The following is a 15,404-nucleotide window of genomic DNA, read 5'->3' on the forward strand; positions in this document are numbered from 1 at the left end:
GTGAGTTCCCCCGCTTTCGACCGTTCTGCACGTGCAGGCCCTGGTGACCGGATCGGCCTGCAAGGAGGCCCATGACCGTCACCCAGGCCGCACCCCTCGTACGGCGTGCCGATCGCCCGCGACGGGACAACCGCTGGGCCGTCCTCGTGCTGCTCTGCCTGAGCCTGCTGCTGATCACGGTCGACGCCACCGTCCTGCACATCGCGGTGCCCGCGCTCACGGCCGCGCTCGAACCGTCCTCCGTCGAGCTGCTGTGGATCATCGACAGCTACTCGCTCGTCGTCGCGCCGCTGCTCATCGTGTTCGGCACGCTCGGCGACCGTTACGGCCGCAAGCGGCTGGTCCTGGGCGGTTTCGTGCTGTTCGGCGTGGCCTCGGCGGGAGCGGCGTTCGCGCCCACGCCGCTGACCCTGATCCTGGCCAGGGCGCTGCTCGGCGTCGGCGGCGCCATGATCATGCCGGCCACGCTCTCGCTGATCCGCCAGGTGTTCACCGACCGGCGCGAGCGGGCCGTCGCGCTCGGCGTCTGGAGCGCGGTCGCCGCGGCCGGGGCGGCGGTGGGCCCGCTGATCGGCGGCGTGCTGGTCGGCCTCTGGTGGGGCGCGGTCTTCCTGATCAACGTGCCGATCCTGCTGGTGCTGCTGCCCCTGGCCGTCCGGCTGCTGCCGGAGTCGCCGCTGCGCAGGGAACGTCCTTGGGACGCGACGAGCGCCGTGTTGTCGGTGCTCGGCCTGCTCGCCCTGGCCTTCGGGCTGAAGGAGGCCGGGTCGGGGACCCTGCTGCCGTTCTGGGCCTCGGTGCTGGTCTTCCTCGGCGGCGCGGGCCTGCTCGTCGCCTTCGTCCGCCGCCAGTCCCGTCTGCCGGCGCCGCTGCTGGAGCTGGCCCTGTTCCGGCGGCGGGAGTTCACCACCGGCGTGGCCGGCGTGCTGCTGGGCGTGTTCGCGCTGGTCGGGCTCCAGCTCATGCTGGCCCAGTACCTGCAGCTCGTGCTGGGCGACAGCCCGGTGCGCGCGGCGGTCAGGATGTTGCCGCTGGTGCTGTCGGCCGTCACCGGCGGGCTCGCGGCGGCCCACATCCTGCCCAGGATCGGCATGCGCGCCACGATGAGCGGCGGGCTCGGGCTCGTCGCGCTGGCCCTGACGCCCACGCTGGGCTGGGGCGTCGAGGGCCATCCGGTGATGCTGGCGGTCTGCTTCGTGGGCATCGGGTTCGGCGTCCAGGTGGCGCTGCTGGCCGCCTCCGACACGATCATGTCCTCGGTGCCCGAGTCCCGGGCCGGCGGGGCCGCGGCCATCGAGGAGACCGCGTACGAGCTGGGCGCGGGCCTCGGCGTCGCCGTGCTCGGCACGATCACCACGCTCGCCTACGCGCCCGCCCTGCCCGCCGTGCCCGGCGTGTCCGCGGGCGGCATGGACCAGGCCAGGCAGTCGCTGGCCGGCGCCGCCCACGTCGCCCGCGAGATCGGCGGCAGCACCGGCGACGCGCTGCTCGACGCCGCACGCTGGGCCTTCGTCAACGCCCTGCACACGACCGTGGTCGTCAGCGTCGTCCTGCTCGGCCTGACCGCCGTCGCGGTGGCCATGCTGCTCAGCCGTGATTGAGGTGTGCCGTGCCCCGGACAGGGCAGACAAATATCGTGAAACAGGCCCTGCGTGATGTCGCCGCCTTAGTCGCCCGCGTCGGCGTGGGCGGCATCTTCTTCGCCAACGGCTGGACCAAGCTGGAGGACGGGCTCACCGCCACCGGCGCGAAGTTCCTCCAGCAGGGCGCGCCCGCGCCGGGCGCGTGGGCCACGGTCACCATGCTCACCGAGCTGATCGGCGGGGCGCTGCTGATCGCCGGGCTGGGGGTCGCCGTCACCGGGCTGATCCTGTTCGCCGAGGCGCTGGGCGTCTTCCTGGTGGCTCCGCCGCTCAACCCCATCAGCATGAACGAGCTGATCCTGCTCGGGGCGGCCGCCATCCTGCTCGCCGTCGTGGGCGCCGGACGGCTGTCGGTCGACCACATGGTGGTGATCCGCAGGCGGGAGACGGAGGCGGCCAACGAGTTCGCCGCCGACGCCGAGGCCGACCGGGTCATCGCCTCCCTGCGCGACGCCGACGCGCCCGCCCGCCAGTCGAAGCCGGCCGAGGACGCCGTCCCGCCCGCCCGCCGGTCGAGACCGGCCGAGGACGCCGTCCCCGAGGAGGCCGGTCAGCAGGCCGGGGACGCGCCCTCGCCCATGACGGACACCATGCCGCACCCCCGGCCCCGCACGCGGCCCGCCGGCCCGCCGGCCACCGAGGAGCCCGCGCCGGCCCCCGTGCCCGGCGACACGCTGGTGGCGGGCCGCAAGAAGCCCGCGCCCCGCGGACGCCGTCCCTCAGCGGACGGCTGAGCGCGCGGGCACGCGCAGCGCGCCCTGGGTGAGCGCGATGGCCAGCAGGATGACCAGCGCGCCCACCGGCTGGTTCCAGGTGATCGTCTCGTCGAGCAGCAGCACGCCGGAGGCCACCGCGAACACCGGCAGCAGGTACGTCACCGTCGAGGTCGTCGTCACGCCCGCCAGGGCCTGGACCCGGTACAGCAGCAGGTAGGCCACGCCCGTGCCGAGGCCGCCGAGGCCCAGCAGGCTCCACCAGACCTCGGCGGGCGCCGCGGTGTCCACCAGCGGCACGCCCGCCACCAGCGTGATCACCGCGAGCTGGACCGCGCCGGTCAGAAGCTGCCCCGCGGCCAGCACCACCGGCGGCTCGGACCGCCGCCCGGTGATGAAACGCCCCATGTACGCCCCGCCGACCCCGTAGCACAGCGCCGCCCCGAAGCAGGCCAGGCTGCCGCCGAGCTGCCCGCCCGCCATGGGCTGCCACACCCCGAGCACCACCATGACGCCGGCGAACCCGAGACCGAGCCCGGCCGCCCGCGCGGCGGTCGCCCGCTCGGCGCGCAGCACCAGCGTGAAGGCCAGGGTGCACAGCGGCGTGGTGGCGTTCCAGATCGCGGCGACGACGGAGGAGACGTACTGCTCGCCGTAGGCGAACAGGGTGAAGGGCAGTGTGGTGAGCACGACGGAGGCGATCTGGAAGTGCCCCCACAGCCGCGGGTCGCGGGGGAGCGGCCGCCTGGTCACCGCGAGCGCGACCAGCAGGGTGACCGCGCCGACCGCCATGCGGCCGAACGACACCTGCAGCGGGTGCAGCGCGCCGACGGCGATCTTGATGAAGAAGAAACTGTTGCCCCAGATGGCGGCCAGCAGCAGGAACGCGGGCAGCCACCTCCCCGTGGCCTCGCTGCGCACGTACGCCTCCTGTAGATGAACCATCGAGGAGCGTAGCGGTCACAACCGACAATTGGGAGAAGTCACATGTCGGCGGTGAGCCGGGCCACCACCCGCATCTTGTTCATCGCGTCCAGCGCCGCCACCTTGTACGACTCCGCCAGCGTCGGATAGTTGAACACCGCGTTGACCAGGTAGTCGACGGTCCCGCCGCAGCCCATCACGGTCTGGCCGATGTGCACCAGCTCGGTGGCCCCCGTGCCGAACACGTGCACGCCGAGCAGCCGCCGGTCCTCCGAGGAGACCAGCAGCTTGAGCATCCCGTACGAGTCGCCGATGATCTGCCCCCTGGCCAGCTCCCGGTAGCGCGAGATGCCCACCTCGAACGGGATCCGGTCGCGGGTCAGCTCGTCCTCCGACCTCCCGACGAAGCTGATCTCGGGGATCGTGTAGATGCCGATGGGCGGCAGCTCCCGCAGCTCAGCCACGGGTTCGCCGCAGGCGTGCTGGGCGGCCACCCGGCCCTGCTCCATCGAGGTGGCGGCCAGCGCCGGGAAGCCGATCACGTCGCCGACCGCGTAGATGTGCGGCACGGCCGTGGCGTAGTGCTCGTCCACCCGGATCCGGCCGCGGTCGTCGGCGGCCAGCCCGGCGGCCTCCAGGTTCAGCTCGGCCGTCCTGCCCTGGCGTCCGGCCGAGTACATGACGCAGTCGGCGGGGATGCGCTTGCCGCTCTCCAGCAGGGTCAGCGCGCCGCGCGGGCGGCGTTCGACGGCGGCGACGTGCTCGCCGAAGCGGAAGGTCACCGCCAGGTCGCGCAGGTGGTACTTGAGCGCCTCGACGATCTCCAGGTCGCAGAACTCCAGCATGCGCTCGCGCCGTTCGACCACGGTCACCTTGGTGCCGAGGGCGGCGAACATGGAGGCGTACTCGATGCCGATGACCCCGGCGCCGACCACGACCATGGTCTCGGGCACCCGGTCCAGGTGCAGGATCGCGTCGGAGTCGATGACCGTGCGCTCGTCGAACTGCACGCTGTCCGGGCGGGCGGGGGAGGTGCCGGTGGCGATCACGATCCGGTCGGCGGTGACCTTGCGCTCCTCGTCGCCGCTGATCCCGATGGTGTGCGGGTCGAGGAAGCGTCCGGTGCCGGGCAGGACCGTGACGTGGTTGCGGCCGAGCTGGCTGCGGATCACCTGGATCTCGCGGCCGATCACGTGCTGGGTGCGCATCCCGAGGTCGGCGACCGTGATCTCGTCCTTGACGCGGTAGCTGGCGCCGTACAGCTCCCGCTGGTTGAGGCCGGTGAGGTAGAGGACCGCCTCGCGCAGCGTCTTGGACGGGATCGTGCCCGTGTTGATGCAGACGCCGCCGATCATGTTCCGTTTCTCGACCATGGCGACGCGCCGGCCCAGCTTCGCCGCCGCGATGGCGGCCTTCTGCCCGCCGGGACCGGAGCCGAGCACCAGCACGTCGTAGTCCGCCACATCGCCCAGTGTGAGCGCGCGGGGTTACCGGCGGAAGACCCGTCGGCCAGACTGCGCGTATGCAACGTGCATTCCGTCAGGTCGATGTGTTCACCTCCGTCCCGTATCGCGGCAACCCGCTCGCGGTCGTGCTCGACGGCCGAGGGCTGGACGCCGAGGAGATGCGGCGCTTCGCCGCCTGGACGAACCTGTCCGAGACGACGTTCGTGCTGCCCCCGACCGTGCCCGGGGCCGACTACCGGGTCCGGATCTTCACCGGGGGCGGCGAGCTGCCCTTCGCCGGGCATCCCACGCTCGGCACCTGCCACGCCTGGCTGGAGAGCGGCGGCCGGCCGCGGGACCCGGCGGAGATCGTCCAGGAGTGCGACGCCGGGCTGATCCGGGTGCGCAGGACCGCGGACGGGCTCGCCTTCGCCGCGCCCGAGCTGCTGCGGTCGGGGCCGGTCGAGGAGGAGCTCGCCGAGCGGCTGGCCGAGACCCTGCGCATCGGACGCGAGCGCATGCTGGCCGTCGAATGGGCCGACAACGGGCCCGGCTGGGTGGTCGTGCTGCTCGCCGCCGCCGAGGAGGTGCTGGAGCTGCGGCCGGGCGCGATCGAGCACATGGTCGGCGTGGCGGGGCCCTGCCCGGAGGGCTCGCCGTACGCCTACGAGGTGCGCGTCTTCGCCCCCGACGTCGAGGATCCGGTGACCGGCAGCCTGCACGCGTCCCTGGCGCAGTTCCTGCTGCGCACCGGGCGGGCGAAGGCGCCGTACACGGCGGGGCAGGGGACCGTGCTCGGCCGCGCCGGGCGCGTGCGGATCACCGCCGACGATCGTGACGTGTGGGTCGGCGGGTCGGTCGTCACCTGCGTCAGCGGCCAGGTCGCGTTGTGAAGCGCACCTCGTCGCCGGGCCGCAGCTGCGCCGCGACCGGCAGGTCGGCCTGCCGCACCACCGCGATCACCGGGTAGCCGCCCGTGGGCGGGTGGTCGGCGAGGAACACGATCGGCTGCCCGCTCGGCGGCACCTGCACCGCGCCGGTGACCATGCCCTCGCTGGGCAGCTCGCCCTTCCTGGCCCGCGTCAGCCCGGGGCCGCGCAGCCGCACCCCGACGCGGTTGCTGTCCTGGCTCACCTCGTACGGCCCCCCGCACAGCGCCTCCAGCGCCCCAGGGACGAACCAGTCGTCCCGCGGCCCGGCGAGCACCCGCAGCACGGCGGGCGCGGGCCCCGGCGGCGGCGCCAGGTCCACCGAGATCTCCCCGGCGGCGGACCCGCCCACCGGCAGCAGCGTCCCGGCCCGCAACGGCTCGGGGCCGAGCCCCGACAGCGAGTCGGTGGACCGGCTGCCCAGCACCGGCTCGACCGCGATCCCGCCGCGCACCGCCACGTACGTGCGCAGCCCCCACTCCGGCGCCCCCAGCCGCAGCTCGCCCCCCGGCGGCACCCAGAACGGCGCCCCCATCCGCGCCTCCGCCGGCGCGCCGGTCAGCGCCGCCCACGCGCCCTCGTGGAAGCGCAGCCGCGCCAGCCCGAACGTCACCTCGACGCCCGCCGCGTCCTCGCGGTTGCCCACCAGCCGGTTGGCCAGCCGCAGGCTCGCCGCGTCGGCCGCCCCCGAGCGCGGGACGCCCAGATGGGCCAGGCCCGGCCGCCCCAGATCCTGGACGGTCGCGTAAGGGCCGGGCGCGATCACCTCGATCATGCGCGCTCGAACCGCACGCGCATCCCCGGCCGGAACAACGACGGCGGCTCGGCCGTCACGTCCCACACCCGCGTCTCCGTGCGCCCCAGCAGCCGCCACCCGCCGGGCGAGGCCGTCGGGTAGACCGCCGAGTACGGCCCCGCGACCGCCACCGAGCCGGCCGGCACCGACGTGCGCGGCGTGTCCAGCCGGGGCAGCTCCAGCACGGGGTCGAGCCCGGTCAGATAGGCGAACCCCGGGGCGAACCCCAGCCACCCCACCACCAGCTCGCGCCCGGTGTGCCGGGCGACCACCTCCTCGGCCGAGATCCCGGCCAGCGCCGCGACGGAATCGAGATCGGCCCCGTCATAGACGACGGGAATCGTCACCACCGGCCCGGCCGACGCGTCCGCCCCGGCCGCCGCCTCGCGCGCCGATCCCGTCAAGGCCGTCAGCCTGGCCCGCAACCGCTCCCGGTCGGCGCCCGGCGCCACCACCAGCACGGTCTCCGGCCCCGGCACGACCTCCACGACCCCCTCGGGCCGCTCGGCCCGCAGCGCCGCGTCGAGCCGGTGGGAGGCCGCCAGCGACCCGGTCTCGACGAGCAGCGCGTGCTCTCCCGCCGGACGGATCACGCGAACGCCTGCAGGACCACTCCGGCCGCCAGCAGGTCGTTGCGCACGGCACGGGCCAGCCCGACGGCGTCAGGGGTGTCTCCGTGGACGCACAGCGACCGGGCGGAGACGGACACCTGACTGCCGTCGACGGCCGTCACAGAGCCTTCCAGGGCCATCCGGCGGGCCCGCGCGGTCACCGCCGCCGCGTCGTGGATCACCGCCCCCGCCTCGCGCCGCGGCACCAGCGCCCCCGCCGCCGTGTACGCCCGGTCGGCGAACGCCTCGCTCACCGTCGGGACGCCCGCCGTCGCGGCCACCTCGTGCACGACCGAGACCGGCAGCGTCAGCACCGGCAGCGACGGGTCGTAGTCGGCGACCGCGTCGATCATCGCCGCCGCCTGCACCTCGTCGCGGCAGACCCGGTTGTACAGGGCGCCGTGCGGCTTGACGTAGGAGACCCGGCCGCCCATCGCCCTGGCGATGCCGTCGACGGCCGCGAGCTGGTAGAGCACCTCGGCGCACAGCTCCTCGGGCTCGACCTCCATCTCCCTGCGGCCGAAGTGGGCCAGGTCGCGGTAGGACACCTGGGCGCCGATCGACACGCCGCGGTCGACGGCCGCGGCGCACGTGCGCCTGATCGTCACCGGATCGCCCGCGTGGAAGCCGCAGGCGACGTTGGCGCTGGTGACGATGTCGAGCAGCGCGAGGTCGTCGCCGAGCCGCCAGATGCCGAAGCCCTCACCGAGGTCGGCGTTGAGGTCGATCACCATCCCACCATCATGGCGCAGCGCTACCTCGGCGCGACGAACAACGTCTGAGTCGCCGTGCCGACTTCGCCGCGCTCGTCGTACAGGGTGGTGCGGGTCAGGCCGCGGCCGGAGGGGCCGATCGCGGTTGCCGCGTCCATGCAGGTCCACTCGCCCACCGGGGTGCGGAACAGCGAGATCGTCAGGTCGACGTTGACGAAGACGTGGGTGGCGAAGTCGACGGCCGGGCTCACGCCGTTGCCGCTGTCGGCGAACGCGGCCAGCCGCTCGAACGGGGTGATCTCCTCGCCCTCCACCAGCGGCACGGTCAGCCTGCCCCACACCGTGGCCGGGCCGGGCAGCATCGGGCCGCCGCGGGCGAACCGCCAGTCGAACGCCCTGCCGTAGCCGAACCCCGACACCAGGTAGGACGCCGCGTGCTCGGGCGAGGGCGGCGGCACGGGCGCGGGCGGCCCGGCGGCCGGCGTGGCGGGCGTGTCGGCCTCGCGGATGCGCCACGCGGTGGCCCTGGCGTACTCGCGCCCGCCGGACAGCACGGCCGCCGACAGGCACTGCACCCGCTTGCCGTCGCGGACGACGTCGGTGACGACCTCCAGCTCGGCCACGGGCACCGGGGCGAAGACGTCGACCGCCAGCCTGGACAGCGCCAGGCCGGGCAGCGGCGCGGTGCGGTCGAGCTCGTGCACCATCAGGGCGGTCACCGGGCCCATGTGCTGGGAGCCCGGGTCCCACGGCCCCTGGGTGTGCTCGAAGGCGAGGTAGCGGCCCATGGCCAGCCGGCGGTACATCGACATGGGACGGACTCTAGATCTCGTCGGGGATGTCGGCGATGTCGTCGAGGGCGGCGGCCAGCTCGTCGGGGTCGCCGCCGATGCGCTCGGCGATCTCGATCAGCACGTGGAGCACGTCGTGGCGGTCGTGGCCGAGGTCGAGCAGGCGCTGGGCGGCTTCCCACAGCTGGGGCGGGTCGCCGTCCCACAGCCGGGTCGCGATCTCCTCGTGCCAGGCCAGGTGCTCCTGGTCGATGACGCCGCCGTGGTCGATCTCCAGTAACGTGCGCCGGTCGGCCTCGTCGGCCGGGTTGAGCCGGTCGAGGTCGATGCCGTTGTGCACGCCCTGCAGGTAGGGGAACGCGAACACCCGCCTGGCCAGCGCCGACAGGTCGCCGTCGGGCAGCAGCCGCTCCAGCAGCGGCCGGTCGAGCCCGAACGACGTCGGGTCGCGGTAGGCCTCGGGGAACTTGCCCGTGGCCTCCCACACCGCGTCGAGGGTGGCCTTGAGCCCCTGCTCGGGCAGGCCGGTGCGGCGCGCGGCGAAGCGCACCCACGCCGACAGCACGTGCGGCATCGCCTCCTGCTCGGCCGAGCTCAGCATCACCTTGCGCGGCAGCCAGTCGAGCAGGAACGTCTCGCACTTGGTCGGGCTGACCCGCAGCGGCCGGTTGAAGTCGCGCTCGCAGCCGTAGTCGATGATGTGGTCGGCGCAGCGCGAGGCCGCCGACGGGTCGGACAGGTGCTCGGCCGCGTCGGAGGCCAGGAACTCGGCGGCCAGCATGGCCCGCCGCTCGCGGCTGTAGGGCGCCTCGATGTGCAGCGGCGCCGGACGTTTGCGGCCCGGCGGCAGCGCCTTGAGCCGGGCGCGGGCGAAGGCGTGGTAGGCGCTGTAGCTCTCGCTCACCGGCGGCGGCGTCTTGGGCTCCCTGGTGGCCTTCATGGCCGAGTCCAGGAGCGCCCTGGCCTGCTCGGGCTGGATCTCCTCGAACAGCAGCATCGGGTTGCCCGCCGCCTCGGCCCTGGCCTGCTCCAGCAGCTTGTCGACGTGCGAGGACACCCACGCGTCGCGGGCCATGCCGTTCATGTTGTGGTCGACGACCACCACCAGCGCGTGCCGGTCGCTGGGCACCGATGCCTCGTTCCATCGGTAGGCGAACGTGCAGATCACCGTGTCCTGGTCGCCGTAGGCGTCGCGGGAGACGTAGCAGCCGGTGGGCTTGACCGCGCCGACCTTGTCGGCCCAGCCCGGCCTGGCCACGCCCGACTCCATCATCGCCAGCGCCGCGCCCTCGGCCTTGGCGCCCTGGCGGGCGGTGCCCAGGTAGGCCAGGCACACCAGCAGCGTCAGGGAGGCCGGGGTGCCGGCCTTGGCCGCGTAGTCGACCAGGCCCTCCCCGAGGACCTGCTCCACGTCACCGCCCCTGACCCGCCTGCCCCACCAGGCCCCGATCATGTCTGAGACCATCAGCTCCGCGTCGAGAGGGCTGCGCACCGCGAGCAGCTCGCGGGCCGCCTGCACCATCTCCTGGAACACGTCGTCGGGCGGGCTGCTCTCCCGGGGATCTCGTCGGTGTCGGCGCACGCCCTCACTCTCTCGTATTCCAGGCGCAAACGGTGAAGAGAACTCGGCCTGGTGACCCCGATGTTATCGGTGGAGCCGCGATCAGCGGGGACTTCGGGGCGGCGGGGCGGAGTTCACGATGGCGAGCAGATGCTCGCGCGCGATGCGCTCCACGACCTCCGGTGTGGGCGGGACGCCGAGATGCTCGGCGCACGCGCACACGTCGGCCACGCACCGGTCGATCGTGTCCACGGGTACGGTCAGGAACTCTTCGGCCAGCCGGAGACTGACCGGCTCCCTGAGGAAGCGTGTGGCCAGAGCGAGCATAGATGTGAGATTCCTCTGGAGACCCGGGAGCAAACCCCCAGGAACGTATGCAGGGTGACTTGCGCTCCCATTTCATCTTTTCTCGGCCTTGTGTCAAGGCTCTGAGGCGCCTGTGTTCGCTTCTCGTGCAAAGCTGTTTCCATGCGCATCCAGCTCGCCCAGCGGGACGAGGCAGACGAGCTCCTCGGCCGCAGCCCGCTCGCCCTGCTCGTCGGCATGCTGCTCGACCAGCAGATTCCCATGGAATGGGCGTTCACTGGGCCGTACACCATCTCGGAGCGCCTGGGGCACGACCTGACCGCCGAGGAGATCGCCGCCTGCGACCCCGAGGCGTTCGCCGCGCTCCTGGCGCAGAAGCCGGCCGTGCACCGATACCCCAAGTCGATGGCCGCCCGCGTCCAGCAGCTCGCGGCCTACCTCGTCGAACACTACGACGGGCGGCCCGAGCTCATCTGGAGCGACGCGGCCGACGGGAAAGACTTGTTGAAACGACTGCAGGCCCTTCCGGGATACGGCAAGCAGAAGGCCCAGATCTTTTTGGCATTGCTGGGCAAGCAGCTGGGGGTCCAGCCGTCAGGCTGGCGTGAGGCAGCCGGACTCTACGGCGAGGAGGGGTCATACCGTTCGGTCGCCGACGTGGTCGACACCGACAGCCTGGGCCGGGTGCGCGCCGCCAAGCAGGAGGCCAAGCGCGCGGCCAAGGGCGAGTAACCTGATCTTGCTGCGCAATGTGGAGCGACTTTGACAGGATGCGTTGACCCTTATGGCGACCGGGCGGCGGCGGGGGCTTCCGTCGGCGCATGCCCATCGCCGATGATGTACTGCAGAATCCGGTCGCCCGGAGCTGCGCTACGCCGATACACAGTTATGGAGATGTGCCGCGTGGGAGACCCTGGCACGCGACGGAGGTGCCGACCATGAGCGCCGAGACCTCCGTTCCCCGTCCCCGGGAGTCGGATGTGGACATCTCAGACTCCGCCCTGTTCAAGGGCATGCTGTCGGAGGCCGAGTTCGCCTTCGCGTTCTTCGACGGCGATGGCCGCGTCCAGCGGGTCAACGACGTGTTCAGCGACGTCGTCAGCGTGCCCGCCGAGCGCCTGGTGGGCCGCCTGCCGGTCGAGGTGCTGGCGGCCGACCTGAGCCAGATCATCACCCACGCCGTCCAGGCCGTCATCGAGAGCGACGCGCCGGTCACCGAGGGCCGCGTGCGCGTGCGGTCCGCCGAGGGCGACACCCGCCACTGGTCGCTGTCGTTCTCGCCGGTCCACGACGAGGCGGGCGAGCTGCGCGCCATCGCGCTCGTGGGCCTCGACGTGACCGAGAGCCGGCAGACCGAGGAGGCGCTGCGCCGCAGCGAGGAGCGCTACCGCTCGCTGGTCGAGGCGCAGTCCCAGCTCGTCTGGATCACCTCGCCCACGGGCGCCGTCGTCGAGGACGCGCCCCAGTGGCGCGCCATCACCGGCCAGGGGCTGGAGGAGTACCTCGCCAACGGCTGGCTGGAGGTGGTCCACCCCGAGGAGCGCCAGCAGACCGAGGAGGCCTGGCGCGAGGCGCTGCGCGGCCGCACGATGTTCGAGTGGAACTACCGGGTCCGCACCCGGGCCAGCGGCTACCGCCACTTCGAGGTGCGCGCGGTGCCGATCATCAGGCACGGCAGGGTCGTGGAGTGGGTCGGCGCCAACACCGACGTCACCCCGCAGCGCGAGGCCGAGGAGATGCGCGGCAGGCTGACCGACCAGCTCGGCGCCGCGGCCCTGCGTACCGCCCGGCTCCAGGGCGCCACGGCCCAGCTCGCCGAGGCCCTGACGGTCGAGCAGGTCGTCCAGGTCATCATCGACGTCGGCCGCACCGCCCTGGCCGCCGACCGCTCGGCCGTGGCGCTGCTCGACACCGACCGCGCCGCGCTCAAGCTGGTCAACGGCGAGGGCATCCCCGAGGTCCAGGGCTCGGGCGACGAGATCCCGCTGTCCCACTCCAACGTGATGACGATGGCCGTCAACAGCCGCCGTCCGGTCTTCGCCGAGTCGCCCGAGTCGCTGAAGGCGCAGCTGCTGGAGGCCGGCGACGACGAGGAGGCGCTGGCCGGGTTCATCAGCCAGGGCGACGAGCGCGCCTGGGTCGGCCTGCCGCTGCTGGCCGCCGGCCGGGCGCTCGGCGCGCTGCGCTTCTCGTTCACGCGCCCGCAGAAGATCTCCCAGGAGGACGGCGTCTTCCTGGAGGCGCTGGCCGGACAGTGCGCCCTGGCCGTCGAGCGGGCCACGCTCTTCGAGCGCGAGCACCGCACCGCCGAGACGCTCCAGCGCAGCCTGCTGCCCGACCGCCTGCCCGTGGTCAAGGGCCTGGTGCTGGCCCAGCGCTTCCGTTCGGGCAGCCGCCACGTCCAGGTCGGCGGCGACTGGTACGACGCGTTCGTCCTGCAGGACGGGCGTGTCGCGGCGGTCGTCGGCGACGTCATGGGCAAGGGCGTCAAGGCCGCGGCGGGCATGGGCCGCATCCGCAACGCGATGCGGGCGCTCGCCCTCACCAACCCGCCGCCCGCCGCCGTGCTCACGGGCCTCGACCGGGTCTTCGAGGCCACGGAAGAGGAGGAGCAGGTCACCACGCTGGCCTACATGGTCGTCGAGCCGGTCACCGGCGAGGGCACGCTGGCCATGGCGGGCCACCCGCCGCCCGTCCTGGTCTCGCCCCAGGGCACGGCGATCCTGTGCGACGCCGAGCCCGGCACGCCGCTGGGCTGGCCGACCAGCCGCCGGCAGTTCCGGTTCGTGGTGCCGCCGGGACACACCGCGGTGCTCTACTCAGACGGTCTCGTGGAGAACAGGAAGCGAGGGCTTGACGCCGGTCTCGCAGAGATTTGCAGTGTTGTGACCGAAGCGCCGCCTGAGGTGGTCAGCAGTCCGCACATGTTGCTGGACTTCCTGGTTGACCGGATGTTGTCTGGATATGAACAGGATGATGACGTTACCGCGCTCGCAATTCACGTCCCGCCGGCCACGAAGAGTGACTGAATGAAACAGTCATAACGGTTGCTTTCGGGTATCAGTGCCCCGCTTACGTACGCACTACTGTCTTGGTCGGCCTAGGGTGGAGGACAACCGCCGGGAGGTGGCCGTATGGAGTGCGGGGTCGTGCCACAATGCTGTGTCAGGTCCGTCGCGCTTCGCACGGCCTCACCGATCTCCGAGAGAGGCAACAGCCCCCAGCGGGCATCTGGGTCCATTGTCGCCACGCGTTCGTTCGAGAGGTGTTCGTGTCGCCTGCAAGTTCGACTCGCTCGAAGCCACAAGAGCTGAACGAGCCCGTCATTCAGCGACTGCTCGAGCGTGGGCGCTCGCAGGGTTTCCTCGAGTCTGAGGATGTCCGTCAGGCCTTCGAGGAGGCGGACATCCCCATGTCGCACGCCGCCGCGTTCTTGCGGAACCTCAGCAAAGAGGGCGTGACCGTGGTGGTGACCGCCGCGGATTCGGCTGCGCCGAAGAAGTCTCGTGGTCCAGCAAAGCGCCGCACCGCTGCCCCCGTCAAGACCAAGACGGCAGCGGCCGCCAAAGAGCAGCAGCCCGAGACCGTGACCGCGGTCGTGGGCGCCGCTGAGGCCGAGCCGGCCGCCAAGAAGCCGGCTCCGGCCAAGAAGGCCGCTCCCGCTCCGAAGAAGGCGGCTCCGGCCGCCGCCAAGAAGGCCAAGCCAGAAGTCAGCGCTGGGCCTGCCGAGACCAAGCCGAAGGCACCCGAGGGCCTCAAGGCGACCGACTCCGACGACGACGATCTCGAGCTCGACGGCGACGTGGAGCTGGAGGACCTCGAGGACATCGAGGTCGACGACATCGTGGCCGAGGACGACTCCGACTCCGAGGGTGACTCCGACTCCGACGACGACTCCGACGACGAGCCCAAGGCCGCCGACGTCGCCGCCGCCACCGCGGACAAGACCGAGGACGAGGTCCTCATCCTGTCCGACGACGACGACGACGCCCCGGTCGCCCAGGTGGCCGCCGCCGGCGCCACCGCCGACCCGGTGAAGGACTACCTCAAGCAGATCGGCAAGGTCCCCCTGCTCAACGCTGAGCAGGAGGTCGAGCTGGCCAAGCGCATCGAGGCCGGTCTGTTCGCCGAGGAGCAGCTCGGCGGCGGCGAGACCGACAGCCTGCCGGTCGACGTCCGGGCCGAGCTCGAATGGATCGCCGAAGACGGCCGCCGGGCCAAGAACCACCTGCTGGAGGCCAACCTCCGGCTCGTGGTCTCGCTGGCCAAGCGCTACACCGGGCGCGGCATGCTGTTCCTCGACCTGATCCAGGAGGGCAACCTCGGTCTGATCAGGGCCGTGGAGAAGTTCGACTACACCAAGGGCTACAAGTTCTCCACCTACGCCACGTGGTGGATCCGGCAGGCGATCACGCGTGCCATGGCCGACCAGGCGCGGACCATCCGCATCCCGGTCCACATGGTCGAAGTGATCAACAAGCTGGCCCGGGTCCAGCGGCAGATGCTGCAGGACCTCGGCCGCGAGCCCACGCCGGAAGAGCTGGCCCGCGAGCTGGACATGACGCCCGAGAAGGTCGTCGAGGTCCAGAAGTACGGCCGCGAGCCCATCTCCCTCCACACCCCGCTGGGTGAGGAGGGCGACAGCGAGTTCGGTGACCTCATCGAGGACTCCGAGGCCATCGTGCCGGCCGACGCCGTCAGCTTCACGCTGCTGCAGGAGCAGCTGCACTCCGTTCTCGACACGTTGTCGGAGCGGGAGGCGGGCGTCGTGTCGATGCGGTTCGGCCTCACCGACGGGCAGCCGAAGACGCTCGACGAGATCGGCAAGGTTTACGGGGTCACTCGTGAGCGCATCCGCCAGATCGAGTCGAAGACCATGTCCAAGCTGCGTCACCCGTCCCGGTCCCAGGTCCTGCGCGACTACCTGGACTAGGAGCCACCTCGTCGATCGCCCCGTCCGGAACCCTCCGGG

The 15,404-nt window shown here is 72.3% G+C and carries 14 protein-coding genes; 6 read left to right on the plus strand and 8 right to left on the minus strand.

The window, feature by feature from the left end; translation table 11 throughout:
* Window positions 1-71: 71 nt before the first annotated feature.
* Together AB0C33_RS06350 and AB0C33_RS06355 are read left to right on the plus strand one after the other, a co-directional pair.
* Window positions 72-1,601, plus strand: coding sequence for an MFS transporter (locus tag AB0C33_RS06350; RefSeq protein ID WP_358284233.1), 1,530 nt, complete (start codon window positions 72-74; stop codon window positions 1,599-1,601).
* Window positions 1,602-1,636: 35 nt separating this feature from the next.
* The gene (locus AB0C33_RS06355; RefSeq protein ID WP_358284235.1) at window positions 1,637-2,377 is read left to right on the plus strand and encodes a DoxX family membrane protein; all 741 of its coding nucleotides are present in this window, start codon (window positions 1,637-1,639) and stop codon (window positions 2,375-2,377) included.
* On the opposite strand, the gene AB0C33_RS06360 is transcribed toward AB0C33_RS06355, so the two are convergent.
* Together AB0C33_RS06360 and sthA are read right to left on the minus strand one after the other, a co-directional pair.
* Window positions 2,363-3,301: a DMT family transporter gene (locus tag AB0C33_RS06360; RefSeq protein ID WP_358284237.1), complete on the minus strand. Its 939-nt coding sequence runs from the start codon at window positions 3,299-3,301 to the stop codon at window positions 2,363-2,365. The genes AB0C33_RS06355 and AB0C33_RS06360 overlap by 15 nt on opposite strands.
* 38 nt (window positions 3,302-3,339) lie before the next feature.
* On the minus strand, window positions 3,340-4,743 hold the full coding sequence (gene sthA / locus AB0C33_RS06365) for a Si-specific NAD(P)(+) transhydrogenase (protein ID WP_358284239.1): 1,404 nt from the start codon (window positions 4,741-4,743) through the stop codon (window positions 3,340-3,342).
* 59 nt (window positions 4,744-4,802) lie between these two features.
* On the opposite strand from sthA, the gene AB0C33_RS06370 reads away from it, so the two are divergent.
* On the plus strand, window positions 4,803-5,618 hold the full coding sequence (locus AB0C33_RS06370; RefSeq protein ID WP_358284241.1) for a PhzF family phenazine biosynthesis protein: 816 nt from the start codon (window positions 4,803-4,805) through the stop codon (window positions 5,616-5,618).
* On the opposite strand, the gene AB0C33_RS06375 is transcribed toward AB0C33_RS06370, so the two are convergent.
* The 6 genes from AB0C33_RS06375 to AB0C33_RS06400 form a co-directional block, all read right to left on the minus strand.
* The gene (locus AB0C33_RS06375) at window positions 5,596-6,429 is read right to left on the minus strand and encodes a biotin-dependent carboxyltransferase family protein (RefSeq protein ID WP_358284243.1); all 834 of its coding nucleotides are present in this window, start codon (window positions 6,427-6,429) and stop codon (window positions 5,596-5,598) included. The two genes, AB0C33_RS06370 and AB0C33_RS06375, sit on opposite strands and share 23 nt — an antisense overlap.
* On the minus strand, window positions 6,426-7,043 hold the full coding sequence (locus AB0C33_RS06380; RefSeq protein ID WP_358284246.1) for an allophanate hydrolase subunit 1: 618 nt from the start codon (window positions 7,041-7,043) through the stop codon (window positions 6,426-6,428). The genes AB0C33_RS06375 and AB0C33_RS06380 overlap by 4 nt, the downstream gene beginning before the upstream one ends.
* A complete protein-coding gene (locus tag AB0C33_RS06385) occupies window positions 7,040-7,795 on the minus strand; it encodes a 5-oxoprolinase subunit PxpA (RefSeq protein WP_358284248.1) in 756 nt (251 codons plus the stop codon). The genes AB0C33_RS06380 and AB0C33_RS06385 overlap by 4 nt, the downstream gene beginning before the upstream one ends.
* 20 nt (window positions 7,796-7,815) lie before the next feature.
* Window positions 7,816-8,586, minus strand: coding sequence for a thioesterase family protein (locus tag AB0C33_RS06390; protein ID WP_358284250.1), 771 nt, complete (start codon window positions 8,584-8,586; stop codon window positions 7,816-7,818).
* Window positions 8,587-8,596: 10 nt separating this feature from the next.
* Entirely contained in the window at window positions 8,597-10,087 is a 1,491-nt protein-coding gene (locus tag AB0C33_RS06395; protein WP_358285933.1) for a hypothetical protein, read from the minus strand.
* 141 nt (window positions 10,088-10,228) lie between these two features.
* Entirely contained in the window at window positions 10,229-10,453 is a 225-nt protein-coding gene (locus AB0C33_RS06400) for a hypothetical protein (protein ID WP_125639785.1), read from the minus strand.
* 141 nt (window positions 10,454-10,594) lie between these two features.
* Here AB0C33_RS06400 and AB0C33_RS06405 point away from each other — a divergent pair, with 141 nt between their 5' ends.
* The 3 genes from AB0C33_RS06405 (at window position 10,595) to AB0C33_RS06415 (ending at window position 15,365) form a co-directional block, all read left to right on the plus strand.
* Window positions 10,595-11,164 (plus strand): HhH-GPD-type base excision DNA repair protein, encoded by a 570-nt coding sequence (locus AB0C33_RS06405; protein WP_352329753.1) that lies wholly within the window; start codon window positions 10,595-10,597, stop codon window positions 11,162-11,164.
* A 206-nt stretch (window positions 11,165-11,370) separates the two neighbouring features.
* Window positions 11,371-13,461 (plus strand): SpoIIE family protein phosphatase, encoded by a 2,091-nt coding sequence (locus AB0C33_RS06410; RefSeq protein ID WP_352329755.1) that lies wholly within the window; start codon window positions 11,371-11,373, stop codon window positions 13,459-13,461.
* 242 nt (window positions 13,462-13,703) lie between these two features.
* A complete protein-coding gene (locus AB0C33_RS06415; protein ID WP_358285936.1) occupies window positions 13,704-15,365 on the plus strand; it encodes an RNA polymerase sigma factor in 1,662 nt (553 codons plus the stop codon).
* The last annotated feature ends 39 nt before the right edge of the window (window positions 15,366-15,404 follow it).

It is taken from the genome of Nonomuraea sp. NPDC048881 (assembly GCF_040649795.1).
Taxonomy (GTDB): domain Bacteria; phylum Actinomycetota; class Actinomycetes; order Streptosporangiales; family Streptosporangiaceae; genus Nonomuraea.